We start from the raw sequence: 26,534 nt of genomic DNA, 5'->3' as shown, positions 1-26,534 counted from the left end.
ACAGTCTATTAGTGTAACTAGTGCTTTTCTTCTGTATCTAAACTTCTTTTGTAATAGTAAACTGCGAAAAATGATGGGTAATTATGATGTTTATTGTTCAACGCTTGGTCAAACTGGCCATTATCTGTGCCATTTTCTTTACTATCTTCGATCTCATCTCCTATGGTGAGATTACTTGGGTTCAAAGGTTGTTGGCTTCTATAAGCTAAATCTAGAATTCAATATGCACACATAACTCCACGAAGCGAGTCAATTCTTCGCTACTCGCCTTCGTCATTTGCTCCTTATCTGAGCTTTAAATAAAAGTCCCTCCACGTGCAGCTCTGGTAACCGTTTTCCATTAATGGAAAAAATCTAAAAATGCAACTAACTTCATACTAATGGCAAGTGTAAGGTATGCAGTTGATGAGGCAATTCAGCATAATCACATTAGTTGTTGTGGCACTCATTTTGAGCCAAGCAACAATCGCAAGAAATGCTAAGGTGCTAGGTGATATTTCGTTAGTTCAGCCGATAGAAGGTGACCCTGTCGTAGATATTAAGCTGGCGAGAATTGGCTGGCATCTCTTTCGTGATCCTCAGCTATCTTCAAACGGTAGCGTCAGTTGTGCGACGTGCCACAACTTGCAAACCAATGGCGCTGAAAATACACCCGTCTCTACAGGAGTGAAAGGTGATGGAACTCGAAATTCCATCACAGTGTTTAATGCAGCTTTAAATTATCGTTTTTTATGGGATGGTACCGAAAACACCTTGATGGCTCAGATTGATGGGCCAATCCACAATCCAATAGAAATGGACTCAAACTGGCAAACAATCGAGCAGTACGTGAAAGGAAGCGAACGTTATCAAGCGCTATTTAGTCGTGATGGTGAGCTACCGATTAATATTAACAATATTAAGTCCGCCATTGTGGAGTTTGTCGAAGGGCTCCAAACTCCAGGTGCACCATTCGATGCCTACTTACTGGGTTACACCCATGTCCTCAGTGAGCAGCAAATTAGGGGGTGGAAAACATTTCAGTCTTCAGGTTGCGTACAGTGTCATCAGGGCAAAAATATTGGCGGAGCGATGATACAAAGGTTCGCCTATTTCAAAGATAAGCCAGTAGTAGAGGATTCGGGACGGCACCTGATTACGACGGAAAGTGAAGAACAATTCTATTTTAGAGTCGCCAGTTTACGTAATGTCGCCCTAACAAGCCCTTATTTTCATAACGGACGAGTTGACCAGTTATCCGAGGCGATACAGATTATGGCGAAAACGCAGCTCGGTATTACGATGAGCGATGAAAGTGTCGCTGATATTGAAGCGTTCTTACAGTCCTTGACCGCACCCAGACCCGTGATTTTAGAGGTGTTGGAAAATGAGTAAATTCAAACTGGTTAATATCTGCTTTTTTATTGCCATGCTGACGTGTTGTGTATTGGCGTACATGTCACATGTGAATTCAAAAAGTGCACAAGAATTCCACGCGGAGTTGACGGATATTGGGCACAAGTTGATTGAAGAGCGCGATGTTATAGTGAATCGATATGCGGTTGAAGATAGGAAGAATTATGAACTGACGACATCTTTAGTGGATATAGAAGTCGCAGCTGAGAACTTGCTAAATTCATCAAGGGAGTCAGTTTGGTTCCCTGTGACGCCCAATCATAAAAAAGTTGAGGATACGCTCAACCTATTCAAAAACCGTGTGCTTGATACAACGCTGAAGCTCGATATGTTGATTGGCGTTCAGGTAGAGAATCAATACGCGTTATTAATGCTATTCAACTTATATCAGCAAGATATTTCTACCGATACCGGAAAGACGTTGAGTGGGCATCACTATTTTGAGTTTCTCAACCAACTGCTTTTGACACAAAACGTAGTTGAGAGTGAAAGTGAAGCCAATTTCTTAGATCGGCTTCAAGCGAGCGATAAAAGGATAGAACTACTCACGAATGAACTGCTTGATCATGGATACTTTGTTTTTATCGAGGATGCGGAGCATCGGCTACTCAATATTGCCCAAAGTGAAGCGCGTTTCACTTGGTTGTTTGTTTTTATTGCCGTGATGTTGTTAGTCAGTGCATTTTTGTATCAGTCGCAATATCGAATGTACAACTTGAAACAATTGAACCTCGAAATCGAGGAGGCTCGAAATAAAGCCGAGCGAGCAGCAAAAGCCAAATCAAGTTTTCTCGCCGCAATGAGTCACGAATTAAGAACGCCGATGAATGGTGTATTAGGCCTTTCTCAAATGATTGCAGAGGAAACTAAAGAGCCGACGACTAAAGAGTACGTGAAAGTCATTCTTGATTCTGGCCAACACTTGATGACGATTCTCAACGATATTTTGGATTTCTCTAAAGTTGAAGAAAACAAACTGGAATTTGAGCAGGCTAAGTTCAATTTAGATCAAGTCATTTCTCCTGTGTGTAGCGCAATAAAACCGCTCATCGATGAAAAAAATATCGAATTGATCGTGGAAAATGAAGTGCCTGAATACGTTGAATTTACCGGAGACTGCGCACGTTTACGACAGATCTTGTTTAATCTTGCTGGCAACGCGGTGAAGTTTACCAGTGAAGGGCATGTGTTAATCAGAACAGAACTTGATAAGGTAAATCATTGCTTGGTGATGATTGTGAGTGATACTGGTATTGGTATCGCGCTAGACAAGCAAGAACATGTTTTCAACTCGTTTGAGCAAGCCGATTCTTCAACTACCCGAAAATTTGGAGGCACAGGGCTTGGTTTGGCAATAGTTAAAAAATTAACTGGCTTGATGGATGGCAAGATTACATTGAAAAGTGTGGAGGGCGTCGGAAGTCAATTCATCGTCGAACTGCCCATTCCTTGGGTTGAATGCGAACTTCCAAAGGCACAAGAGCCACCAAAAACGCGCAAGAAAACACACAATTTGCAGATATTGCTTGCTGAAGATAACCGAGTGAACGCCATTGTGGCGAAAGGGTTTTGCGAAAAGTTGGGACATGAAGTGGATGTTGCTGAAAACGGATTGGTGGCGGTTAAAAAGGCGAGAGATAACGAATATGACCTGATTCTAATGGACAATCACATGCCTGAGATGAATGGTGTTGAAGCGACTCGTGTGATTCGACAAGAGTTAGGTATCAAAACATTACTCTTTGCGTATACGGCAGATGTCTTTCGTGAGGCGCATGATAGCTTTATTGAAGCCGGAGCGGATCATGTGCTTACAAAACCGCTACAGCAAGAGAGCTTTTCGGACGCTCTTAAACAGTTTGCTGCGAGGCTCGAACCAAAAGAGAATTTACCATTAACGAATGACAACAACGTTCTCCAGTTGCAGCGCAAGCCAATAGAGAAGTTACGGCTGACAGAAGAAGAGTTATCCAGTTCAGAGATGCTCATTTCTTTGCAAGAAGCGCCGGAAGCGATAGATGAGCTACTAAAAAGTATTATTGTCGATTTTGAATCATCGGTTGATGAACTTATTGATTATTTTATGGCTGAAGATTTCGCGTCTCTAGAAGACACGTTGCATAAAACAAAAGGTATGGCATTGAACCTTGGTTTGCCGATTTTAGCTGGACAAACGGAGGCGCTAGAAAACACGCTCAAAGCGAAGCAAACTCCTGAAATTGAGCGGTTACAGATGCTAATCAACCGATTACAAGTTAACATCCATCAGGCTAATCGACTTCTGGATGACATACAGAAAAAAAAACGTCGATCCTCAACAAATTTTGTAACCTCTCTGAGTTCATGCGTTCCTTACCTTGTTTCGTTATGGTTTACTATGACGTGAATGGATGTGTTGATTCGTCAATGAGAAAATCAGGGAGTTAGAATGAGTAAGCATTCCGCTTTAATCGAATGGCATCGCGAAGCTGACGAAGTATTCAGTGATAACCAGTATAGTCGGGCGCACATTTGGAAGTTTGATGGCGGGTTGCAAGTCCCTGCGTCACCATCTCCACACGTAGTGCCGTTGCCATTATCTTTAGAAGAAAACGTTGATCCGGAAGAAGCATTTGTTGCGGCACTTTCCAGTTGTCACATGCTTGTTTTTCTTTCTATTGCGGCGAAACGACGTTACGTTGTGGATCGCTACCTAGATGAAGCAGTAGGGGAGCTGAAAAAAGGTGAAAATGGAAAAGAATGGGTGTCTAAGGTAACACTAAACCCTAAGATAACATTTGCTGGTGATAATCAACCGACACGATCTCAATTAGAAAAAATGCACCACATGGCTCATGAGAATTGTTTTATCGCCAATTCGGTTAAAACTGAAGTGACGACGCTTATTGCAGATTAAATGAAGCTCTTTGTCAAAGCGCAGTGTATCGCCGAATAGTGTTAAGCCAGCAGTCAGGCTGCTGGCTATTGTGAACTAAACGATGCCTTGCTCGATCATCGCATCAGCGACTCTTCTAAAGCCGGCAATGTTTGCGCCTAAAACTAAATTACCAGGTTGACCAAACTCTCGACTGGTTTCGTTTGCATTAATAAAGATGTTTTTCATGATGGTCTGTAACTGGCTATCGACTTGCTCAAAGGTCCAGTTTTGCATGCTGGCATTTTGTGCCATTTCAAGCTGACTGGTTGCAACGCCGCCTGCATTGGCTGCTTTCGCTGGCCCATAAGCCATTTCGGAATCCACGATGATATTGGCCGCATCACGAGTGGTTGGCATGTTTGCGCCTTCACTAATCAAAACACACCCATTATCGATAAGAGCAAGAGCATCGTTTGACGTTAGTTCATTTTGGGTCGCGCAAGGGAATGCGGCGTCAGCTTGATATCGCCATACAGCATGCTCTTCATTAGGATAGTCACCCAACGGCGTATACTCTGCTTCAGGGTAAGTGTCTAAATACTCTTCTAAACTTGCTCTTTTCACTTCTTTAAGTTGCTTGAGGAGCTGCAGGTCAATACCGTGCTCATGATAGATCGTGCCTCTAGAATCGCTGCATGTTACTGGGGTTGCTCCCATGTGGTATAGCTTTTCAATTGCATAGATAGCGACGTTACCTGCGCCAGAAACGAGGCAAGTTTTGCCTTTGAGTGAATCATTACGGTCATTGAGCATGCATTCCGCAAAATATACGGTTCCGTATCCCGTTGCTTCTTTTCTAACAAGTGAGCCCCCCCAAAGAAGGCTCTTGCCTGTAAGTACCCCTTCGTAGCGGCCCGTCAATCGCTTATATTGACCAAACATATAACCAATTTCACGCGCACCGACGCCGATATCGCCAGCAGGAACATCGGTAACAGGACCAATGTGGCGGTATAATTCGTTCATAAATGATTGGCAAAATCGCATGATTTCACCGTCAGATTTTCCTTTAGGATCGAAATTTGAACCGCCTTTTCCGCCACCAATTGGAAGGCCAGTAAGCGCGTTTTTAAAAATCTGTTCAAAGCCGAGGAACTTTATGATGCTCGCGTTCACTGAATGATGGAACCTCAGTCCGCCTTTGTATGGACCTAACGCGGAGTTAAACTCGACGCGGTAGCCTTTGTTTACTTGCACATTCCCTGCGTCATCGACCCAAGGAACTCGAAACATGATTTGACGTTCTGGTTCTACGATTCTTTGGATAATCGCTTGTTCTTTATATTTATTATTGCTTTCTATGACTGGAGCGAGAGAAGTTAATACTTCTTCTACGGCTTGGTAAAACTCTTTTTGAGCCGGGCTACTGTGTTGCAACGCAACAATAGTATCGTGTATGTGTGACATAGATCTCTTCCTTGATATGAATAAGCAATCAGTTTATATGAATTTATTCCCATTAAATAGTGATTTTGACCAATTCTCAATGGCTATAATGGTCTTTCCTGCGGATGAGAACGCTCAATTTCCAACTTCTGGTCGTATTGATGAGGAAGATTAAGTGAGTGACATGATTGGATGGTTGAGTGATCGGTTTCACATATAGCGAGCAGAAGCCAAATTAGTCGATATTGTTGTGCTGTCACGCAAACTGTTTTTGTTAACGTAGTGTTAACATCTGAGCGTGTTGACTCGAAAAAGATAAAAATATGCATGAGCTTAAGACTCTGGACTCGTTTATGCAGCAAGACGGTCTACCAGTGTTTGGCCATCTTGATGGGATTCCCACATCTTTACAGTTAGATAAGTTTACCTACCTTGATGAGATGGATAAGCCAGCGTCTAAGTGGCGCCGTTACTGTGATTATAAGCAGTTTCAGTTCGTTAATTTGGTCACACCTAACTACGTGATTGGGGTTGCGATTGCGGATATTAGGTATTTAGCATCTGGTTTTTGCTATCTGTTTGACATTCAAAATAATGAGTTAGTGGAGCAGCAGTGGTTAAAGCCTTTTAATATTGATTATCAAACTCAGCCTTCCAGTTGGTCTAGTCATGCCCATCTTGCTGACAAAAGTATTCAGTTTTCTATTCAGAATGGTATTTGGCACCTCCACTTTGTGACAAAGTCTGTCAATGCTGATCTCTACTTACGTCCAGAAAGTATGAGTTTGCCATTAATGTTATGTACGCCAACCGGTTATGCGGGTTGGACTTATACGCAGAAGCATAATGCGTTAACGGTAGATGGCAATTTATTCATATTAGGAAAGGAACAAGATCTCTCAGAAGTGGCTGCTGGTTACGACTTTTCCGCTGGGTACATGCGACGGGAGACAAGCTGGCGCTGGGCGAGTATTAATTGCTTTGAAAGCGGCAGACAGTTGGGGCTGAACTTAGCTGCGGGTGTCAATGAAACGGGCTACTGTGAAAATGTATTCTGGATTAATGGTGAACGGCATTTTTTACAGCCTGTTGAGTTTCAATTTTCACGAAATGATGAAGGACAAAGGTGGCATATCACGTCGGAAGATAAACGGATTGACCTAGTATTCACGCCTTTAAATCGACGTTCAGAAAAGAAGAACTTTTGGTTTCTCAAAAGCAATTTTCGTCAATATATCGGCTATTTCTCTGGCTACATCGTTGATGGGAATGGTATCAAACATCAGTTAGAAGAAGTCATAGGTCTTACTGAAGATCACTATGCAAAATGGTAGAAACACAATGGATTGGACACAGTTGATGGAACGCCCTGAATTACTTCTGATGATTTTGGCGCCTGTTTTCTTTTTATGTATGGTTGCAGAGTACTGGTTTGGACAACGAAGGGGACGTTTGCCTGAAAGCGCGACGTATTATATTCCGGAAGTTGTATGTAATTTTGTGCTTGCGGGCTTACACCAAGCGACAGACATACTCACAGGTTTACTGATTGCTCAGCTATATTTGTGGTGGTTTGATTGGCGATTGTTTGATATCGAAATGAGCGTTTCAGCGTTTTTGTTACTTGTCGTTCTGCAAGACTTTTTCTATTACTGGTTTCATCGGGCTAGCCACCGTATTCGTTGGATGTGGGCTGCGCACGTGGTCCATCACAGCTCGGAGAGAATGAATTTCAGCACCGCGTTTCGTCAAAGCTTGATGTATCCGTTAGCGGGGATGTGGATTTTCTGGTTGCCTTTGGTGATTATTGGCTTTGATCCTAAGTGGGTCGTCTTCGTTGTGCTGTTTAATCTGGGCTTACAGTTTTTTGTTCATACTCAATCAATTCGCTCGCTTGGATGGCTAGAGTGGGTATTTAACACGCCATCTCATCATCGTGTTCATCATGGTATAAACCGTCAGTACATCGACAAAAATTACGCGGGGGTGTTGATTATCTGGGATCGGATGTTTGGAACGTTTGAACCAGAAGTGGAAACCGTTAGGTATGGAATTTCTAAACCTGTAAACAGCTTTAATCCCATTCGTGTGACGTTTGCAGAATGGAAAGACATGTTTTATGACGTAACACGACCAAATTTAACGTGGAAACAACGTTGGCGCTGTCTATTTGCTCCGCCATCGGATTCTTTTGAGTAGATTGAGATAAAAGAGATTGGAGCGGGCAGCGGGAATCGAACCCGCATCATCAGCTTGGAAGGCTGAGGTAATAGCCATTATACGATGCCCGCGCATCGATAGGACTCAGTTAATATGCCACACTGAACGAAAAAGAAAAGTCTTTTCTCATCAATTGTTTGCCAGGTGCCTAAAAAAGTAGCGTCTTGGTGTTAAAGTGTCCATTGTCTCTGTTTTTCAGGAGGGTCAGCGATTCCGCTTCTAAAATCGATGGCTGCTAATTAGGGGCAAACACACTGTCTACTAGCGTTTAGGCATTGATGATATTCAAGATTGTCAGTGTAAAGGTTAATCACGTTTATTGAACAGTCACGTTTCATGGTCAAGACTAGATATTGAAATGATTACTTTTTACTGCTGAAGCGTATGTATAGCACTAGCGTAATTCCGCTGAAACAGTCAGCTTAACCAAAGGAGATTTAACATGTGGAAAGGTTTGATATTAGGGGCGGTGATGATGCTCGTGTCTGCTTGTACAACCGTAACGACGGATGTTGATAAGCAAGCCGACTTTTCAGCTTACAGAACGTTTGATTTCGGTGCCCAAGCAGAAGCCCCTACGAGTATTGATGGTCGACGTATTGAACAAGGATTGGCTGAACAGCTTGAAGACAAGGGCCTAATTAAAGTGAATAGTGGTGGGGACCTTTACGTTCATCATGATATCGTCGAAGAGTCCGAGCTTGTCTATTCTGGGTCTTCGGTGAGTTTCGGTTATGGTTGGAATAGCTTTGGCGTGATCACTTCAAGCCCGGAACGATACAAAGAACGTAAGTATGGCAAACTGGTGGTAGAGCTTGTTGATGCAAAGGCTAATCAGGTTGTGTGGAAAGGTGTTTCAAGCAGGAAACTATCTGAGTCTATGAGCTCTGAGAAAAGAGAGTCCCTGATTGAAGAAGAAATTGCGAAAATGTTTGAAAACTACCCTTACGGTGAAAAATAATTAGTATTCTTAACGATTAAGAATACTAATTGCCAATCGTTACGCACAGGGTTAAAAGAACTTATTATTTTGGTTTTGGTTACCTTTGTGCGTACGACTCTGATTGCTTTACTCGGACTACTTTTCTGCTTGTTGGCTCCGAGCATGAGCCTGGCGCACTCATACCCAAATTTTCTTTCCTTTCATAACCAGAATATTGCTGCTGCCGCTAAGTCGAAGCACTTTTCAGAACACCCTGCCTCTCCAATACAACAAGACTATCCGAGTTTAAACAGCCGGAATATATTGAGGGTTAGCCATTCTAAGGAAACGAGCTCGATGGGGCTGCTAAAACGCATCGGCAATGAGGTTTTAGGTCGTTGTGTTGAAAGTATTTTTACTCATTCTAAATACAGAATCGGAGCGAGGAAAGAATCGAATCTCATATACCGCTTTATACATGCTCGCTAACACATTCCATGTTTTTACAATTTTTGGTTAGTTATGCTTAGGAGCGGTTTATGTTTGATTCGATAATTCAGGTCTTGAGTGCCTTTTGGCATCAAGATTTTACGGCGTTAATGGCGCCAGGCGGTGCAGGATTGGTTTATTTTGTTGTTGCTGCGCTTATCTTTTTGGAAAGTGGTTTTATTCCTGCTGCGCCATTCCCATGCGACAGTGTCGTCGTATTATCCGGTACGCTGGCGGCGGTTGGTGTCCTTGATCCAATAATGATCATGTTGGTGATAGCTGTTAGTGCGGGATTGGGAAGTTGGGCGGCTTACTTACAAGGCAAGTGGCTAAATCGCTTACCTAAGGTCCAAGGCTGGGTGAGCGCGGTTCCTCAAAAGCGTTTGGAACAGGTCGACGTATTGCTCAGTAAACATGGATTGATCGCGCTTTTTTGTGCGCGGTTTATTCCGGTTGTTCGTTCCCTATTGCCATTAATGATGGGGTTGCGAGTGAAAGGTATTAGTAAATTCCATTACTTTGCGTGGCTGAGTGCGATTTTATGGACGCTGATATTATGCGGTTTTGGTTTATTGCTTCCCTTGTTACCAGAGAATATAAGCAAAACGATCACAATGCTATTAATGGCGGCCCCAATAATTACTCTTGTGATTGGGGTGCTTAGTTTCTTGTTTGTTAAAGCACGTCGAGCGTTCTGTAAATCCAAGGATGTGTCAGAGTTTTCTCAGTAAGTTTACTTTGATTTGCACTTTTAAGCTTGTATACAGATTAGACATCTAATCGGCTGGTTTTTATCAGTAAAAAGAAAGGCGCAATGTATGCGCCTTTCTTTTTGAGTGTCGTTAGGGTTTCGAGTTTAATAGCCAATGCTATATAGGTACTCGCCAACCTCTTTACACTGAGACTTGTAGATAGTTTCTACTTCGGATTCATTCTTATCTGCTGCTTTAAATTCAAGCTCAGCAGAAGATAACTGGCTGAAACTATAGTTTCTTTCAGACATTAGGTAGTGTCTGAACATCGCTCTGTGTTCAGGAACCGCAATACGTGCATTAGAAACATTGGCACACTCTAGCAGAGTCTCATTGCTCATTTCTTCTGGCTTTGCTTCTGTGTTAGCGAAGGCTGAGCCCGTTGCAAATAGTAATGCTAGTGCGATAGTCGTAGCGAATTTTGTCATTATATGGACCTCAAATTGGTTCTAGTAACAATGAGCGTATTGGTTCTCATCGTTACATTTCCGTGTTCTCTGTATGTCATAAAAAGTTAAACAACAGGGAAGGCGTTGCGACCATGAGTAAAGACGTACATCAAATTGGCTTCTTTTCTTCCTGAGAGTCGATAGAGAGAGCGTTTATTCATCAGCCCGCCATAACCATCAAGAGGTAAGCGAGATGCTTGTTTTGCCAATTCCAATAGTGGTGGGGAAGAGAAAGCAACAAGTAAAAAATAATCAGGAGTAAAATCTGATGATAAAACACCATCAGTGGCGGATGTTCGGCGGCAGGAAACCAGCGCTAACAACTCGCGCTTTATGTGCAGATAATAACCTTCTGAGCCCCAAGAACTTGGAGAGGCAAATGTATGGAATTCGCTATGTGCTAGTTCAAAATCGTCTTGTTGCGCAAGTTTAAGCAAGCGTTCAGAGGTGTAATGTTTAGTGTGGTGATACGTATGCGCATATGAGGCAACGATGAACCCTGAAAATAGGGACAATGAAAGCATCAATAATATACGGTGTAGATAACGCAAGAAGTAACCCTAAACATATAACGTCATAGACTATCACTATGACTACGGAATCTTAGTGACACTATGATAACAATGAAAATCGGTGTCTGACCAACTCAGCGTATACTAACGAGATGGAAGAGGGATGAACAGAGTTTTCTGATGTTATTTGGGTATAAGCTAATACCTAAATAATTTTAGCGTTGAGGCAAGCGAAAACTGGAGAAACAGGTAAAGAGAGTCATGAGACAAGGAAGCTTGAGCCAATCCGATTATTTGTTAGGGAAGAAATAGAGCATTCTTCCCCACATAATTTGCACCGTGTTATGCGCTTGCATAAATAACACTGCCGCCTTTTATGGTGTCAATGATCTCACGAGACAACTTCTTTGGCAGTGCAGGGCAACCCCAACTGCGCCCAAGGTAACCATTCTTCTTGATAAAAGAAGGGTTAGCATAGTCGGCACCGTGCACAACGATATAACGCTCGCGAGCTTTATCGTTCAACCCTGAGCTTAGACCATCTAATCGAAGTGAATAACCATTTGATCCGTAGTAGGTGGTGTCAGTCAAAAACGTACCCAGCGATGTTTTACGCGAGTTCACCACGTTTGAAAACTGCGTCGCTGTTTTCTTTCCACTGTTCACACCGTGAGAAACATAAGTATTGTAGATAAGCTTCTTTTTATCTAAATCAACCACATAAAAGCGTTTTTCAGTCGATGGTTTACTATAGTCGATGATGGTTAGTACTGATTTCTTTCTATCAGGTGTTTTTTGGTACGCGATGTAAGCGTCACGAAACAATTTAAAGTCTACTACGCCATCTAACTTTGCTTGTTTGAACACTTGTTCAATTTGATTCTGTGGTATGTGACTTTTGACTTCGTTATCTGCTTGTTTTGCAAAGGCAAAAGGAGAGGCAGACAGAAATGTCCATATAAATAATAAAATTAACTTTTTCATCTTGGCTAAATAAAACTCTATGGTGTTACAAATTTACCGATTGCTTCATGCATTCGTTAAAACAACATGCACATCAATATAATTCTATTCCCAATGTTTCTTATTGTACGCTTAGGTACTTAATATTGGGTTAACGATAAGTTTTCAAGTTAAAAACTAACTGTTTGAAACTCAAATAAATTATTAAGTTAATCGATTGTTTCGATAAACTTCGGAATGAATAATATCTTATATGCGTAATTAATAAAACTGTGTTTAAGGATATTTGTGAGATGGCGAATTTATAAAAACGACGTTTTATTTTTTCTAGATTAGAAACTCTTTTTATTTCAATGTGTTTGTCTTTTGTACGTCTATTCAGCCTGCGTTTAGATTTGTGATTTGACTCGTAACAAATCATAACGTCAACTCGTTATGTGTGTTAGTGCATTTTAAGTGAGTGGGTAAACAACAAGATGGATAAGAAAGGTAGATAAATACCGAGAAGAAGGGCACTTCCTGTTCACGAGTGATAAAGCTAAGTCTAAGTGGAGCCGACAAATGAGCTTCTACACGAATCATCTAAGCCGATGATTAGCAGTACAAAAGTAAGTTTTGTCAGCTTTTACTTATTTCCTCATTTTTTCAATTAAATACATAAAATCTGAACTAAACTTACCAAAAAGTAATTCTATCGTTTTGATTAAATATTTAAATAACTGAGAGATTTCATCGAAAAATAATAATATCAAAAATTAACGTACGAACTTGTATCAATTTTTATCTTGTTGAATCTAAGAGTGATTTTTTATGTTGGACCTTATGTTTGATTCATAGAGAAAAATCCCCTTTCTTAACTGAGTATCGAGTTTTTAATTTTGATCTTTAAACCTATTTTGTCATACCTGATAATGCAGTGACATTAACATACCAAGCATAATTGATATATTTAGCTAAGTAGGCGAAAATCTTGAGGGTGGAGAGTTCCCATTAAGAGAAGCTATTCAACCTGTTTAAGGATGGTTATGACAGCATTTAACAAAGTGTTTATTGTCACACCCAATGCGCATGATTTTGCAATCTTGCAAGAATCTGCATTGGAAATGTCCCTTCAAGTAACCACAAACGAACCTATCCAGCTGTATGGAGAATCTGTTAAAGACAGTTGGAGAAGTATTGATATTGAATGGTTAGATGTTGAAGGTGAAAACACATTACCTAGGCCTGATGTTGCTGCTTGGGGAGCGGTTACTTTCGCTGTGCCAGCTGCCATTGCTGATAAGCTTGGTGCGTTAAGCGAGAATGTCGAATTCTTGCCATTGAGTCTAAAAGGACAGCCTTGGCGAGCATTAAATATTATTACTCAAATCGATGCTATTGATAGCTCTGCTACCAAGTATAACCTTCGTAATGGGAAACCGAGTCGTACTAGGCCGTTTAAGAAACTCGTTTTGAATAGAGAAGCCATTAATGAAGCTGGCTTATTCAGAGTAAAAGGTGCGGGACTCAGAACGTTTTGCACGGACAAAAAAGGTGGATTGTACGATAGAGTCAAAGAACTAAATTTGACTGGATTGGATTTCAAAGAGGTGCTTGTTTAAGAGTAGATAAACGGTAATTTTATGCAACTGTATTATATCTATAGGTGTGTGATAGTAAGAGCTAGATTTTTTGTTCTCTCTATGAATCACACGTGACCAAGTACAGCAGCCACATACATGGCTTCTGTACTTAATCTTTAACAAGATGTCCCTTGAACAGTAATCGAACCTACTATGGAACCATCGAAGCGGCTATCGTCATTTGCGGATTGCCACCACAAATTCAGTTGTTCCTTACTCATTGGCTTACCAAATAAATAGCCTTGCATATAGTCACAGCGGTAGGCCGATAACCATTCATGCATAACATTGTGCTCAATACCTTCTGCGGTGACCGTTTTATTTTGAGCGTGGCATAGATCGATGATGGGTTTGATCACATGACCGTTGTTGGTTTTCATCAATGTAACGAGGAACTCTCGGTCAAACTTGATCTTTTGAACTGGATATTGAACAAGTTGAGTCAGCGATGTATAGCCAGAGCCAAAGTCATCAATGGCGAGACGATAGCCACGCTTCGACAGCTCATCAAGTAATGCTGTACCTTGTTGTTCTGCGGCAAAGGTTTCTGTTATTTCTAATTCAATACATTCTGGTTTCACACCGTTTTTGCTTGCTTGGTCATGAATATAATTCGCCATTTCGATGGAGTTAAGTTCTGCTGAAGAGAGGTTGATCGAAAGGACAATGTCTTTGCCAAAAATATTTCTTAATTGGTGATATTCCGCTGTCGCGTTGGCGAAAACCCAGCGATCAATTTTATCAAATAAGCCCGCCTGTTCCGCGATTGGGATAAACTCTTTCGGAGGCACGGGACCAATGCCTTCCGCTTCCCAGCGCAATAATACCTCTAGTCCTTCAATCTCGTTGTCCCGATTATTCATATAGGGTTGAAAAACGAGATGGAACTCTTCTTCTACGTTGCTTTTTCTGAGCGCTCGCTCAAGCTGACTGCGTCTTTGAGACTCAACATTGAGAGCTGCTGAGTAATAAGCGTACTGGTTTTTCCCGGCTCGTTTGGCTTGATACATTGCCGCATCGGCACTGGAGAGTAATTTCGCGACGTCTGTACCGTCTTGAGGGTACTGAGCGATACCTACGCTTGCAGTCACGGGGAATGAATTACTCCAAGATGGACTGAGATTGCTAATCGGTTTTAGCAACTCTGAGGCCAGCAAGTCGGGTAGGTGTTGTGCATCCTGATTTGAGCTCAATAAAATAGCAAATTCGTCACCAGACAATCTTGCTGCAAAACAGGGACTATCGTAGTCGTGCGAGAATTTTTGACAGACATTTTTGATGTGTGATGAAAACACCTTTAATAAGTTGTCTCCCAGTTCATGCCCGTATTTGTCATTAACGTACTTAAAGTTATCGAGATCGACATAAATGACCCACAAATGCTGCGAAGGGGAGACGAGTTCACGAGTTGCAAGTTCATGGAAACGATGGCGATTAGCGAGTTGCGTTAGGTGATCCGTTTCAGCCAGGCGTTTTGTCTTCTTATATATGACGTTGAGCTCTTCATACATATCAAAAAAGCGTGAGGATAAGCGTCCTATTTCATCGTTTGTTTCTAGCTTTTCAATGTTGCCGCGTTGATTTGTTTCCAGCTCTTGTAGCTGTTTATCGAGGCGAGAAACGGGGTGTAATACATAACGATACAAAACCAAAACAATTAAGGTGATGGTGCAAAACGCCGCCACACCAAAGGAAAGGGCCAGTTCTAGCCACACTTTATCGACTTTATTCCACATCAAATATTCAGCAGGGGATAGTACCGCATAAAAGTGTGGCAATAGTTCAATCGTCTGAGCGAGAGGAATATCGAGATAAATAGGCTTGTCGGCAAAAGTTATCACGCTATGCGTGTCGAACTCGATTTCGTGCTTGATCTCATTGAAGGCTTCGAGCGATACCGACACCACCACGAAAAAGACATTTTGCGGATCAAAACTTAGAGGTTGTGTCCCTGTTCGTTTGTCGATGAGTTCGTATTGCAGAAGAATACTTTGTCCGCTGGAATTGTAAATAAAGCCAGTATGGTTAAACGCTTCTCTCGTACTAAAGCTTCGCGAGATGTAATCCAATACCTTAGGGTCGACTACACCTGATGATTCGTAGTATTTATTTTCTGTGTAATAAAGAAGGTTTTGTTTCCCGTCGAGAATCGCCATGCTTGCATCGCCTGTATAGCCATGGCTTAACACATCTGCGGTTTCATCGAGTCGGTTAAATAACACGCGCTCACGATACGGATTGTTATGATTCACCAAGTAGTCTTGCAATACATCACTTTTGCTTAATGTGTATGCATAACTATTGAGGAATATGTTGGCTTGTCGGAACTGCCCTGCGAGCTTTTCCATTTGCAATTGGATATAGCTGTCTTCTCGCTTGATGAGCGTTACTTTTTGAATGCTGTAAATAATATAACTTGATACCAGCGCGCTTAATAAGATCACTGGCGCGACAAGCAAGATGACTCGATTGCTTAACTTCATTATGGCTTTTAGTTTCCGTTTGTGTCCCTACAAACGTCGCATACCATATAAGGTACTGAACGGATGATGTGTTTTGCAAATTGTAACTAGATTGTAAGGTGAGCGTTCTCCAAAATCAGACAACCATCCAAGAACTGTGATGATGTGTAAGGTTTCCATCTCATTAACTAGAGTGTTTCTCAGTAATGGGACGTATCTCTTTTTCAACTGTCTTTAAAAACCTCACTTCAAGTGTAGATTAAGCCAGCCATCGAAACGTTTCGATGGCAAAGTGTGACTCATGTACCTTTTTACTATTCGATGACCCGTTAATTACGGATCATTCTCACACCTTATCGATCTCACTCTGGTCAAATTACCACAACGAATTATTATTTCATCGAAACGTTTCGATGAGTTTTCTGTTAATAACGAAAACGCTTTAAAACAGGCGCTCATGGTTGTATGAACGTGTAACCGAAAGGTCGATGAGATGAAAAAAAGTACCCTAATTAACTCAGATATTTCTTACTTGGTGGCGACGCTAGGCCACACCGATGAGATCACGATATGTGACGCTGGCCTGCCAATCCCTGAGCATGTACAGCGAATTGATTTGGCGCTAACGCATGGCGTACCAAGTTTTCTTGATACTGTTCGCGTGATTCTATCTGAGTTGCAAATCGAAGGGGTCATTATTGCGGAAGAGTTTTCTGATGTAAGCCCAGTTTTGCATCAAGCATTGCTTAACGAACTGAGCAAAGAGAGCGAAGAAACGGGTAAATCTATCGAGATCAGCTACGTGTCACATGAAGCATTTAAAGCACGCACGGCACAAAGCCGCGCTGTCGTTCGAACTGGCGAATGCTCGCCATACGCGAACGTTATCTTTCAAGCGGGCGTGGTTTTTTAAGCCAGAGATATTGAGGACAGATTATGACTCAAGCCATTCTACAACTGAGCGACATTGAGAAAGCGTTCCCGGGCGTGAAAGCACTGGACAAAGCGAGCCTGAATGTTTACCCAGGCCGTGTCATGGCGCTCATGGGAGAAAATGGAGCAGGCAAGTCAACATTGATGAAGGTGCTGACGGGCATCTATCACATGGATGCGGGTAGCATCCAATATCAAGGCCAACCTGCCGCGTTTAAAGGTCCGCGTGACTCACAGGAAGCGGGCATCAGTATTATTCACCAGGAATTGAACTTGATCCCTGAACTGACGATTGCTGAAAACATCTATCTAGGTCGTGAATTTACCGGCACGATGGGGCGTATTCAGTGGGGCAAGATGTATGAAGAAGCAGACAAGTTGCTTCAACGCCTTAACGTAAAGCACTCATCGAAAAAGTTGCTTGGTGATTTGAGCCTTGGTGAGCAACAAATGGTGGAGATTGCGAAAGCGCTTTCGTTTAAATCGAAAGTCATCATTATGGATGAGCCAACCGACGCGCTGACCGATACCGAGACGGAGTCACTATTTAAAGTGATCAACGAACTTCGAGAGCAGGGCTGCGGCATCGTTTACATCTCACACCGTCTTAAAGAAATCTTTGAAATCTGTGACGACATTACCGTGCTTCGTGACGGTAAATTTATCGGTGAATGCAAAGTAGCAGACACTGATGAAGACGGCCTGATCGAAATGATGGTTGGTCGTAAGTTAGAAGAGCAATACCCACGTATTGATGTGCGACATGGCGAAACTTGCCTTGAAGTGATTGGCCTGACTGGCTCTGGCGTTCACGATGTGAGCTTCACGCTGAAACGCGGTGAGATATTGGGTATTTCTGGTTTGATGGGGGCAGGCCGCACCGAACTGATGAAAGTGATTTACGGCGCGTTGCCAAGTGAGCATGGTGTTATCAACCTCGATAACAAAACCATTAACCCGGTTAGCCCACAAGATGGCTTAGCAAATGGCATCGCTTATATCTCTGAAGATCGCAAAGGCGATGGCTTGGTGTTAGGTCTCTCGGTTAAGGAGAATATGTCACTTTGTTCACTCAATCAGTTGACTAAAGGCTTCCAAATCCAACATAGCGATGAAGTGATTGCCGTGGAAGATTTTATCAAGCTATTTAATATCAAAACCCCTACGCGCGACCAAATCATTGGTAACTTATCCGGCGGTAACCAGCAAAAAGTGGCGATCGCGAAAGGGTTAATGACCAAACCTAAAGTTCTGATTCTCGATGAGCCAACACGTGGCGTCGATGTCGGTGCGAAAAAAGAAATTTATCAACTCATCAACAAGTTCAAAGCCGAAGGCATGAGCATCATCTTGGTGTCTTCCGAGATGCCAGAAGTGCTCGGTATGAGTGACCGCATTCTGGTTATGCATGAAGGTCGTATTACTGGCGAATTCGATGCGAAAGACGCCGATCAAGAAAAATTACTCGCCTGTGCCGTAGGCAAAAAGATCAATGAGGAAGCAGCATGAGTACTAAAACCATGAGCAAACCAACCGAAGCTAGCAACAAGAAGTTGTTCACAAAAGAGTGGTTGATTGAGCAAAAATCACTGATAGCACTGATTTTTTTGATTGTTGTTGTGTCATTTTTGAACCCGAACTTCTTTACGGTCGACAACATTCTCAACATTCTTCGTCAAACCTCAGTGAATGCCATTATCGCGGTAGGTATGACACTGGTTATTTTAACCGCAGGCATCGACTTGAGTGTTGGTTCCGTACTGGCGCTATGTGGTGCCTTTGCGGCAAGCATGATTGCGCTTGAAGTCCCGGTGCTGGTGGCGGTTCCGACTGCTTTAGTCGCAGGTGCAGCGTTAGGTGCAATTAGCGGCATCATCATTGCTAAGGGCAAAGTACAGGCCTTTATCGCTACGCTGGTTACCATGACGTTACTACGCGGTGTGACTATGGTGTACACCGAAGGTCGTCCAATCTCGACAGGTTTTACTGACACAGCTGATGCGTTTGCATGGTTTGGTACCGGCTACGCGCTAGGTATTCCAGTACCTGTTTGGTTAATGGTGGTTGTGTTCGCAGCGGCTTGGTACTTACTTAACCACACTCGCTTTGGTCGCTACGTTTACGCACTAGGTGGCAACGAATCAGCGACTCGTCTATCTGGTATCAATGTAGACCGAGTGAAGATTGGTGTATACGCAATCTGCGGTATGCTGGCAGCGCTTGCAGGCATCATCGTGACTTCTCGTCTGTCTTCGGCGCAGCCAACAGCGGGTATGGGTTACGAGTTAGATGCGATTGCTGCGGTTGTACTTGGCGGTACCAGCTTGATGGGCGGTAAAGGACGCATCATGGGTACGCTAATTGGTGCGCTGATCATCGGTTTCTTAAACAACGCTCTTAACCTACTAGACGTTTCCTCATACTACCAAATGATTGCCAAAGCAGTGGTTATCTTGCTCGCAGTACTGGTAGACAACAAAAACAAATAATCCATAACCATTAAATCCTGAATACAAACCGAGCCAGTGGGCGTGTGCTGGCTCACCCTACACAAAGGACTAGAACGATGAAAAAACTTGCAACTCTTATCTCTGCTGCACTTCTTTCTTCCACTGTATCAGTAGCGGCACAAGCCCAAGATACGATGGCGATTGTGGTTTCGACGCTAAACAACCCGTTCTTCGTAACGATGAAAGACGGTGCGGAAGCTAAAGCGAAAGAATTGGGGTACGACTTAATTGTACTGGACTCGCAAAATGACCCGAGCAAAGAACTGTCGAACATCGAGGATTTAAGTATTCGCGGTGTAAAAGCAATTCTTATCAACCCAACGGATTCTGATGCTGTGTCTAATGCGATTCGTATGGCGAACCGTTCTAAGATCCCTGTATTGACACTAGACCGTGGCGCAAGCCGTGGTGAAGTCGTGAGTCACATCGCGTCCGACAACGTGATCGGTGGTGAAATGGCAGGCCACTACATCATGGAAAAAGTTGGCGAAAAAGCAAAAGTAATTCAGCTTGAAGGTATTGCGGGCACATCGGCGGCGCGCGAGCGTGGTGAAGGTTTCATGAATGCCGTGAAGGGCAGCGATATGGATCTTCTTGCCAGCCAGCCAGCAGACTTTGACCGTACTAAAGGCCTAAACGTGATGGAAAACCTACTCGCGGCTAACCCTGATGTACAAGCGGTGTTCGCACAGAATGATGAAATGGCGCTAGGGGCACTTCGCGCCGTTCAAGCTTCTGGCAAAGACGTCGTTATCGTTGGTTTTGATGGCACGGAAGACGGCATTGCCGCAGTTAACCGTGGCAAGCTAGCAGCAACCATCGCACAGCAACCAGATCTTATCGGTGCTTTAGGTGTTGAAACGGCTGACAAAGTCTTGAAAGGTGAAAAAGTAGAAGAATACATTCCGGTGCCACTAAAAGTAGTGACTAAATAAGTTTGACGTTCAATAAAGCGTCCTAATTTTTGCTCTCTCCTCCGTTTATATCTGTCGTTTAGGAGGAGAGGGCAAACATACCCAAGTGACTTAAAAATGCAGGGTATAGATGCCTTTGACTTTTTATCGTGACTCCTTCGTTAGGAAGAGAAGTTAAAGTCATCTAATGTATTTTCCAAAATAGTTTTTCAAAAAAAGGGTTCATTCAGAACCGAGGATAACCGTATGAATAAGTTAGTGGTGTTAGGTAGTGTAAACGCTGACCATGTTCTTCAAGTGCCTTCTTTCCCTCGCCCTGGCGAAACGCTACATGGTCGCAACTATCAAGTTATCCCAGGTGGCAAAGGTGCCAACCAAGCTGTTGCTGCAGCTCGACTCAAGGCTGATATTGGCTTTATTGCTTGTGTAGGCGATGACTCGTTCGGCATCAATATTCGTGAAAACTTCAATATGGACGGCATCGACATCACAGGTGTGAAGATGCAACCAAACTGCCCAACTGGTATTGCGATGATTCAAGTGTCGGATAGTGGTGAAAACAGCATTTGTATTTCAGCAGAAGCGAATGCCAAATTGACAGCAGAAGCGATTGAGCCAGATTTAGATCGCATTCGCCAAGCGGATTACCTGCTGATGCAATTGGAAACGCCGATGTGCGGCATTGAGAAAGCCGCGCGAGTGGCGAAAGATGCAAAAACTAACGTCATTTTAAACCCTGCCCCTGCTCGTGAACTGTCAGACGAACTGCTTGCTTGTATTGATGTTATTACACCAAATGAAACCGAAGCTGAAGTGTTGACGGGGGTAACGGTAACGGATAATGACAGCGCGCAAGAAGCGGCGAATGTGCTTCATAGCAAAGGTATCGAAATTGTCATGATCACTCTCGGTGCGAAGGGTGTTTGGTTAAGTCAAAATGGTAGAGGTGAGCTCATCCCGGGGTTTCGTGTTGACGCGACTGATACCACCGCAGCAGGGGATACGTTTAATGGGGCATTCGTCACTGGCCTGTTAGAGGATTTACCTTTAGAATCAGCAATTAAGTTTGCACATGCGGCGGCTGCAATTTCTGTGACCCGCTTTGGCGCGCAGACGTCGATCCCAACTCGCGAAGAGGTGGACGCGTTTCTCGCTGCACAATAGGGCTTAAACGCCTCATCAATTAGGAGTAATAACATGGCGACGATGAAAGACATCGCAAAACTGGCAGGGGTTTCCACTTCAACAGTGAGCCATGTTATTAACAAGACGCGTTTTGTGAGTGAAGAGATCTCCGAACGCGTCAATAATGCCGCAAAAGAACTCAACTACTATGCGCCATCAGCTTTGGCGCGTAGCCTCAAAGTCAATCGTACCAAAACCATTGGTATGCTAGTGACAACCTCAACCAACCCATTCTTTGGCGAAGTCGTAAAAGGCGTCGAACGCAGCTGCTACCAAAAAGGCTACAGCCTCATTTTATGCAATACCGAAGGTGATAACGAACGTATGCGCCAATCCATTAATACGCTTTTGCAAAAGCGTGTCGATGGTTTGATCTTGATGTGCTCCTCGCTAGAAGGGGAGCGTATCGATGTATTTGAGCGTTATCCTGATATCCCTGTCGTGGTGATGGATTGGGGGCCGATGCTGTTTACGAGCGACAAAATTCAAGATAACTCGCTTCGTGGCGGTTACCTAGCGGCGAAATACCTGATTGATTGCGGCCACACAGAAATAGGATGTATCACCGGCCCTTTGATTAAACACCAAGCGCAAATGCGATACGAAGGTTACAAACGTGCGATGAACGAAGCTGGCTTGGAATTTAATGCCAACTGGATCATTGAATCGGACTTCGAATGTGAAGGCGGATACCAAGCATTTATGAAAATGGCGCAGCGAGGCACCTTACCCAGCTCGATTTTCGTTTCCAATGATATGATGGCGATGGGGGTGATTAACGCCACAAATGAGCTCAATATTAAAGTCCCGGAACAGATTTCAATCATCGGTTACGATGACATACATATCGCGAAGTTTATGTCGCCATCACTCACCACAATTCACCAGCCTAAATACCGTCTTGGGCAAGCTGCCGTGGAAACGCTTGTCCGAAAATTGGATGATAAATCAACAGAAGCGCAAGTCGTGCAATTAGAACCTACCTTAGTTGAACGAAAAAGTGTCAAGATATTAAAGTCAAGCAGCGCTAGATGACCTGTGATGTTGAGCTAAAAAATCAAAAAAGTCGTTTCTCTTTATACTATAAAGCCTTACTATCACCATTGATTATAAATAAAAATATTAATTGTTGTCTGGCGGATTAGTTAAATGTTATCAAAAGGTTACGCTAAGTTCTCCGTAAAGCATCCTTGGTTTCACCGAGTTAATGTTATTGCGGTCATACTGATTTTTTTTGTGAGCTGTTATCAGCTCTTGGTGAATGAAGCATTCGAGTACGCAATTGGGTTTGTTATTACACTTTTGGCGTCAGCTTTATTTGCATCAGCTTCCGCATTCAAAAAGCGCTATTTAGGTTTGGATTCTTAGGCGCGTTAATTTCCAAGCGGTTCAATTGAGTCATTTATTGCTTTCAAGCAAATATTGAACTGAATTATGATCGAGTGCATCAAGAGGGGGACAAATGTCCTCCTTTTTGTTAGGTGTTACGCCCTAATATAGGCATATTCCCAAACAAAATAATAAAGGACATCGACATGGACCTACTTGCCTTACTCGATATAAACAACACCCTGGTTAACATTCCAATAGGCGGCGGTTACGCAATGAGTTGGATTGAAGCCTTCGGTACGGTTTTTGGATTGCTTTGCATTTGGTTTGCTAGCCAAGAAAAAACCATCAACTACTTATTCGGTTTGCTGAATGTCACTCTTTTTGCCGTTATCTTTTTCCAAATTCAGTTATACGGATTATTACTTCTTCAACTGTTTTTCTTCTGCGCGAACATTTACGGTTGGTATGCGTGGACTCGTCCAAACGCGGAAGGTGAAACGCTGGAAGTACGCTGGTTAAACAAACAGAAACTCATCGCCACTGCTTCTATTAGCGTTGTGTCTATCGCGTTGTTAACCATCTACATCGACCCTTTTTTCTTTGCATTAGCAAACATTGCTGTTGATAGCTTGAATCTCTTTGGTGCAGGTTTGGCTGATCCGGTACTTGAACCTGATGCGTTCCCGTTTTGGGATGCAACCATGACAGTACTTTCTGTTGTTGCACAAATTCTGATGACACGTAAATATGTGGAAAACTGGATTCTTTGGGTTGTGATTAACATCATCAGTGTTGGCATCTACGCGACACAGGGTGTTTATGCGATGTCCGTTCAGTATGCGATTTTGATGTTCATTGCTGCCAATGGTACGCGTGAATGGGCCCGTAGCGCCAAGCGCAATGGCGATAAAACCTTAGCTCAAGCTGCAGCTTAAGGAACGAAAAATGGCGAAACAACCTCATATTGGTGTTGATGAAACACAAGTCGCTCCTCTCGTCATTGTATGTGGTGAGCCAGACCGAGCTAATCGTATTGCCGCATTATTGGATGATGCAGAAATGATCTCGGAAAATCGCGAGTACCGTGTTTTTACTGGCAAATACAAGGACCAGCCTGTTTCAGTATGCAGCACAGGCATCGGCGCTCCATCGATGATCATTGCGGTAGAAGAGCTAAAACAGTGCGGCGTAACTCATGTGGTACGTGTCGGATCGGCAGGTGCGATGCAATCAGGCATTCAGCTTGGCGAGCTAATCATTGCCGAAGGTGCGGTAAGAGATGAAGGTGGCTCCAAAGCGTATGTGGATTCGGCTTATCCGGCGTACGCAAGTTTTTCCTTATTAAAGGAAGTTGAGCGTTACCTGTCAGTACAAGAGGCACGTTATCATTTTGGTGTGGTACGTTCTCACGACAGTTTCTATACCGATGACGAAGATGCGATATGCCAATACTGGAACAAGAAGGGCGTCTTAGGTGCTGATATGGAAACCTCAGCTTTGCTTGCCGTTGGCCGATTACGTGGTCTTCATGTGGCTTCGATCTTAAATAACGTCGTTCTGTACCAACAAGATGTGAAAGAAGGGGTTGGCCAGTACGTTGATGAAGCGAAAGTAATGATGCAAGGTGAGAAGCTTGCTGTAATGACGGCGTTAGAAGCGCTGATTGCTCAGAGGTAGTCCGTACTAACCTCAGTAACTCTTATAAATCAATGAATGTAAAGCGACAGGCCACTGTCGCTTTTTTATTTGGTGTTACGGGGTACAATCCACCTGAGATAGTTATCAGTAACTTTTCTGAGAGAGCAGAGAATGAAAATCAGCCCGTATCCAACTGGCCGCTTCAAAACATACCTTGAAAAAAAGAGCGTAGCCTTTCGTGAGATGATCTATCAGTGTCAAATTAGTACGCGTTACTTTGATGCTGGGGAAGAAATTCTCCGCCAAGGTGAGCAACTTCAGTACTTATATGTTGTGCCGGTAGGTCGAGTGTCAATGAGCATATTGGCCGCGAATGGGCGACGCTTTCAATTAGGAGAGGCAAACTGCGACTACCATATCTATGGTGAAATGGAGTACTTCACTCAGACTCCTTGCCAATGGAATGTGATTGCAGATGAGCACATGCAGGTTGATGTCATCTGCATCCAAAAACTAACTGAAGCGCTACAAAAGCATCCAGAAATGATGGTGTTCTTTGCTTCAGCGTTGGCCGAAGATTATCAAGACTCTATGGATATCTATACCAATCGGTTATTGCATCCCATTACTTATAATATTGCGTATGATCTTTTCGTCCGTAATCAAACCAATACATTGCTCGGTGGCTTTGACAAAGTAAATCAAGAAGCTGAGCGATTTGGTACTTCTGGCCGTGTTTATCGACGTGCAGTTAAAGATTTGATTGAAAAGGGATTGATTGCAAAAACGGAAAACGGGTTGGAGATTATTGATGAGCCAGCACTCAAAGCATTTATCGAAGCGCATGAATGATACACCTAGATATTGCAATGAATGGTTTTTATAAGTCTTTGATATAGTTGAAGCTCGAATAAGCGTAACTAATGTAAAGTACCTTAAATTTTGTTGAATGCAGTAAAGAGTAACGCTATATTGCGAACGCGCATGATAATAGATCTCATTAAGGCTTAACAAAATGAAAAAATTCGTCGGTGCGGCTATGCTGTCGCTATTTACTGTTTCTCCTTCTTTCGCTGCTAAGGTTGTGATTGACCATTACATGGGTCAAACCGAGCTAGAACAATCACCAGAACGCGTGGTTGTGATTGGCTTTGGACCGCTAGATGCGCTGGACAACTTTGGCATCGATCCTGTTGCAGTTTCTAACTCTTCTAATCTGCCTAGCTACCTTTCAAAGTACAGCAAAGATAACTACACCTCTGCGGGTAGTTTGTTTGAACCTGACTTTGAAACCATTTACATGCAAAAACCGGATTTGATATTGGTTGGTCCGCGAGCGTCTGCGAAATATGAAGAGCTGAGTGAAATTGCTCCTACGGTCGTTTTTGCTGCGAAAGAGAATCAAGGTTACTGGGAAGGTACGCAAGCACAGTGGCGCAATATTGGTAAAATCTTCGATATCGAAGAAAAAGTAGAGCAGAAAATTGAAGCGCTAGATGCTCAATTCAAAGCAATCCGTGACTACAACCAATCAAATAACAATGATGCGTTAACGATTTTAAGCATGGGTGACAACATCAGTGCGTTTGGAGCTCAATCACGATTTGGTGTTATTTATAACGATTTCGGTTTCTTGGAAACGGTTGAACACGTGAAAACGGGCACTCACGGAGATGTTATTTCTTATGAATTTATTCGTGAAGCTAACCCGAAAAATATACTCGTAGTTGACCGCAATTCGCTGAAAGGCACGCCAGATAACGATATTCGTAAGTCCATGGATAACGACTTAGTCAAAGCAACCGCCGCATATAAGAATCACAAAATCACTTATTTAGATGTGGACGCGTGGTACTTGTCGATGTCTGGTGTGACTGCAACAGAAAAAATGGTCAGTGAGATCAAGCAAACCGTTGAACTGTAATCCAAGATA

At 43.0% G+C, this 26,534-nt stretch carries 23 protein-coding genes and 1 tRNA gene; 18 read left to right on the top strand and 6 right to left on the bottom strand.

The window, feature by feature from the left end:
* The first annotated feature begins 405 nt into the window (after window positions 1-405).
* From J8Z23_RS18345 to J8Z23_RS18335, 3 genes are read left to right on the top strand one after another with little or no spacing between them, the layout of a single operon-like run.
* On the top strand, window positions 406-1,374 hold the full coding sequence (locus tag J8Z23_RS18345; RefSeq protein ID WP_006741023.1) for a cytochrome-c peroxidase: 969 nt from the start codon (window positions 406-408) through the stop codon (window positions 1,372-1,374).
* Window positions 1,367-3,781 (top strand): ATP-binding protein, encoded by a 2,415-nt coding sequence (locus tag J8Z23_RS18340; RefSeq protein WP_434635692.1) that lies wholly within the window; start codon window positions 1,367-1,369, stop codon window positions 3,779-3,781. The genes J8Z23_RS18345 and J8Z23_RS18340 overlap by 8 nt, the downstream gene beginning before the upstream one ends.
* Before the next feature lie 42 nt (window positions 3,782-3,823).
* Window positions 3,824-4,291, top strand: coding sequence for an OsmC family protein (locus tag J8Z23_RS18335; protein ID WP_434635690.1), 468 nt, complete (start codon window positions 3,824-3,826; stop codon window positions 4,289-4,291).
* Window positions 4,292-4,366: 75 nt separating this feature from the next.
* On the opposite strand, the gene gdhA is transcribed toward J8Z23_RS18335, so the two are convergent.
* Entirely contained in the window at window positions 4,367-5,719 is a 1,353-nt protein-coding gene (gene gdhA, locus J8Z23_RS18330; protein WP_434635688.1) for an NADP-specific glutamate dehydrogenase, read from the bottom strand.
* A 302-nt stretch (window positions 5,720-6,021) separates the two neighbouring features.
* Here gdhA and J8Z23_RS18325 point away from each other — a divergent pair, with 302 nt between their 5' ends.
* Both J8Z23_RS18325 and J8Z23_RS18320 read left to right on the top strand, forming a co-directional pair.
* Window positions 6,022-7,032: a DUF2804 domain-containing protein gene (locus tag J8Z23_RS18325; protein ID WP_258646317.1), complete on the top strand. Its 1,011-nt coding sequence runs from the start codon at window positions 6,022-6,024 to the stop codon at window positions 7,030-7,032.
* Window positions 7,033-7,039: 7 nt separating this feature from the next.
* Window positions 7,040-7,897 (top strand): sterol desaturase family protein, encoded by an 858-nt coding sequence (locus J8Z23_RS18320; RefSeq protein WP_258634199.1) that lies wholly within the window; start codon window positions 7,040-7,042, stop codon window positions 7,895-7,897.
* Between the two features lie 17 nt (window positions 7,898-7,914).
* Here J8Z23_RS18320 and J8Z23_RS18315 read toward each other — a convergent pair.
* Window positions 7,915-7,989 (bottom strand) — tRNA-Gly (locus J8Z23_RS18315).
* Between the two features lie 371 nt (window positions 7,990-8,360).
* On the opposite strand from J8Z23_RS18315, the gene J8Z23_RS18310 reads away from it, so the two are divergent.
* Together J8Z23_RS18310 and J8Z23_RS18305 are read left to right on the top strand one after the other, a co-directional pair.
* Complete coding sequence (locus J8Z23_RS18310) at window positions 8,361-8,879, top strand: DUF4136 domain-containing protein (RefSeq protein ID WP_434635686.1); 519 nt, start codon at window positions 8,361-8,363, stop codon at window positions 8,877-8,879.
* A 500-nt stretch (window positions 8,880-9,379) separates the two neighbouring features.
* Window positions 9,380-10,060 (top strand): DedA family protein, encoded by a 681-nt coding sequence (locus J8Z23_RS18305; protein ID WP_053807828.1) that lies wholly within the window; start codon window positions 9,380-9,382, stop codon window positions 10,058-10,060.
* A gap of 125 nt (window positions 10,061-10,185) precedes the next feature.
* Here the strand turns inward: J8Z23_RS18305 and J8Z23_RS18300 are convergent, their stop codons facing one another.
* From J8Z23_RS18300 to J8Z23_RS18290, 3 genes are all read right to left on the bottom strand, one after another.
* The gene (locus J8Z23_RS18300) at window positions 10,186-10,509 is read right to left on the bottom strand and encodes a hypothetical protein (protein ID WP_046875977.1); all 324 of its coding nucleotides are present in this window, start codon (window positions 10,507-10,509) and stop codon (window positions 10,186-10,188) included.
* A gap of 86 nt (window positions 10,510-10,595) precedes the next feature.
* Window positions 10,596-11,054 carry a hypothetical protein gene (locus J8Z23_RS18295; RefSeq protein ID WP_301606122.1) on the bottom strand — a complete coding sequence of 153 codons (459 nt, stop codon included), beginning with the start codon at window positions 11,052-11,054 and terminating at the stop codon, window positions 10,596-10,598.
* Window positions 11,055-11,384: 330 nt separating this feature from the next.
* Complete coding sequence (locus J8Z23_RS18290; protein ID WP_006741014.1) at window positions 11,385-12,026, bottom strand: murein L,D-transpeptidase catalytic domain family protein; 642 nt, start codon at window positions 12,024-12,026, stop codon at window positions 11,385-11,387.
* Window positions 12,027-13,030: 1,004 nt separating this feature from the next.
* Here J8Z23_RS18290 and J8Z23_RS18285 point away from each other — a divergent pair.
* Entirely contained in the window at window positions 13,031-13,606 is a 576-nt protein-coding gene (locus tag J8Z23_RS18285; protein ID WP_074190569.1) for an imm11 family protein, read from the top strand.
* A 137-nt stretch (window positions 13,607-13,743) separates the two neighbouring features.
* Here J8Z23_RS18285 and J8Z23_RS18280 read toward each other — a convergent pair whose 3' ends face one another.
* On the bottom strand, window positions 13,744-16,110 hold the full coding sequence (locus tag J8Z23_RS18280; RefSeq protein ID WP_434635684.1) for an EAL domain-containing protein: 2,367 nt from the start codon (window positions 16,108-16,110) through the stop codon (window positions 13,744-13,746).
* 472 nt (window positions 16,111-16,582) lie between these two features.
* Between J8Z23_RS18280 and rbsD the strand changes: the two genes are divergently transcribed.
* The 10 genes from rbsD (at window position 16,583) to J8Z23_RS18230 (ending at window position 26,525) form a co-directional block, all read left to right on the top strand.
* Window positions 16,583-17,002, top strand: coding sequence for a D-ribose pyranase (gene rbsD, locus J8Z23_RS18275; protein WP_434635682.1), 420 nt, complete (start codon window positions 16,583-16,585; stop codon window positions 17,000-17,002).
* Between the two features lie 23 nt (window positions 17,003-17,025).
* On the top strand, window positions 17,026-18,531 hold the full coding sequence (gene rbsA / locus J8Z23_RS18270) for a ribose ABC transporter ATP-binding protein RbsA (RefSeq protein ID WP_434635681.1): 1,506 nt from the start codon (window positions 17,026-17,028) through the stop codon (window positions 18,529-18,531).
* The gene (rbsC, locus tag J8Z23_RS18265) at window positions 18,528-19,511 is read left to right on the top strand and encodes a ribose ABC transporter permease (protein WP_434635679.1); all 984 of its coding nucleotides are present in this window, start codon (window positions 18,528-18,530) and stop codon (window positions 19,509-19,511) included. The genes rbsA and rbsC overlap by 4 nt, the downstream gene beginning before the upstream one ends.
* A 77-nt stretch (window positions 19,512-19,588) precedes the next feature.
* Window positions 19,589-20,467, top strand: a complete 879-nt coding sequence (rbsB, locus tag J8Z23_RS18260) for a ribose ABC transporter substrate-binding protein RbsB (RefSeq protein ID WP_005397160.1) — start codon at window positions 19,589-19,591, stop codon at window positions 20,465-20,467.
* A gap of 225 nt (window positions 20,468-20,692) precedes the next feature.
* Window positions 20,693-21,610 (top strand): ribokinase, encoded by a 918-nt coding sequence (gene rbsK, locus J8Z23_RS18255; protein ID WP_005397162.1) that lies wholly within the window; start codon window positions 20,693-20,695, stop codon window positions 21,608-21,610.
* Between the two features lie 33 nt (window positions 21,611-21,643).
* Window positions 21,644-22,666, top strand: coding sequence for a substrate-binding domain-containing protein (locus tag J8Z23_RS18250; RefSeq protein WP_301659047.1), 1,023 nt, complete (start codon window positions 21,644-21,646; stop codon window positions 22,664-22,666).
* A 500-nt stretch (window positions 22,667-23,166) separates the two neighbouring features.
* Window positions 23,167-23,898, top strand: coding sequence for a nicotinamide riboside transporter PnuC (gene pnuC / locus J8Z23_RS18245; protein ID WP_005397168.1), 732 nt, complete (start codon window positions 23,167-23,169; stop codon window positions 23,896-23,898).
* Between the two features lie 10 nt (window positions 23,899-23,908).
* Window positions 23,909-24,640 carry a nucleoside phosphorylase gene (locus J8Z23_RS18240; RefSeq protein WP_434635676.1) on the top strand — a complete coding sequence of 244 codons (732 nt, stop codon included), beginning with the start codon at window positions 23,909-23,911 and terminating at the stop codon, window positions 24,638-24,640.
* Between the two features lie 132 nt (window positions 24,641-24,772).
* Complete coding sequence (locus tag J8Z23_RS18235) at window positions 24,773-25,453, top strand: Crp/Fnr family transcriptional regulator (protein ID WP_005397172.1); 681 nt, start codon at window positions 24,773-24,775, stop codon at window positions 25,451-25,453.
* Between the two features lie 163 nt (window positions 25,454-25,616).
* Window positions 25,617-26,525, top strand: a complete 909-nt coding sequence (locus J8Z23_RS18230; RefSeq protein ID WP_134645591.1) for a siderophore ABC transporter substrate-binding protein — start codon at window positions 25,617-25,619, stop codon at window positions 26,523-26,525.
* Window positions 26,526-26,534 lie beyond the last annotated feature (9 nt).

The organism is Vibrio sp. SCSIO 43086 (genome assembly GCF_051132235.1).
GTDB classification, from domain to species: Bacteria; Pseudomonadota; Gammaproteobacteria; order Enterobacterales; family Vibrionaceae; genus Vibrio; species Vibrio diabolicus.
This window is presented reverse-complemented; position numbering and strand designations above follow the sequence as displayed.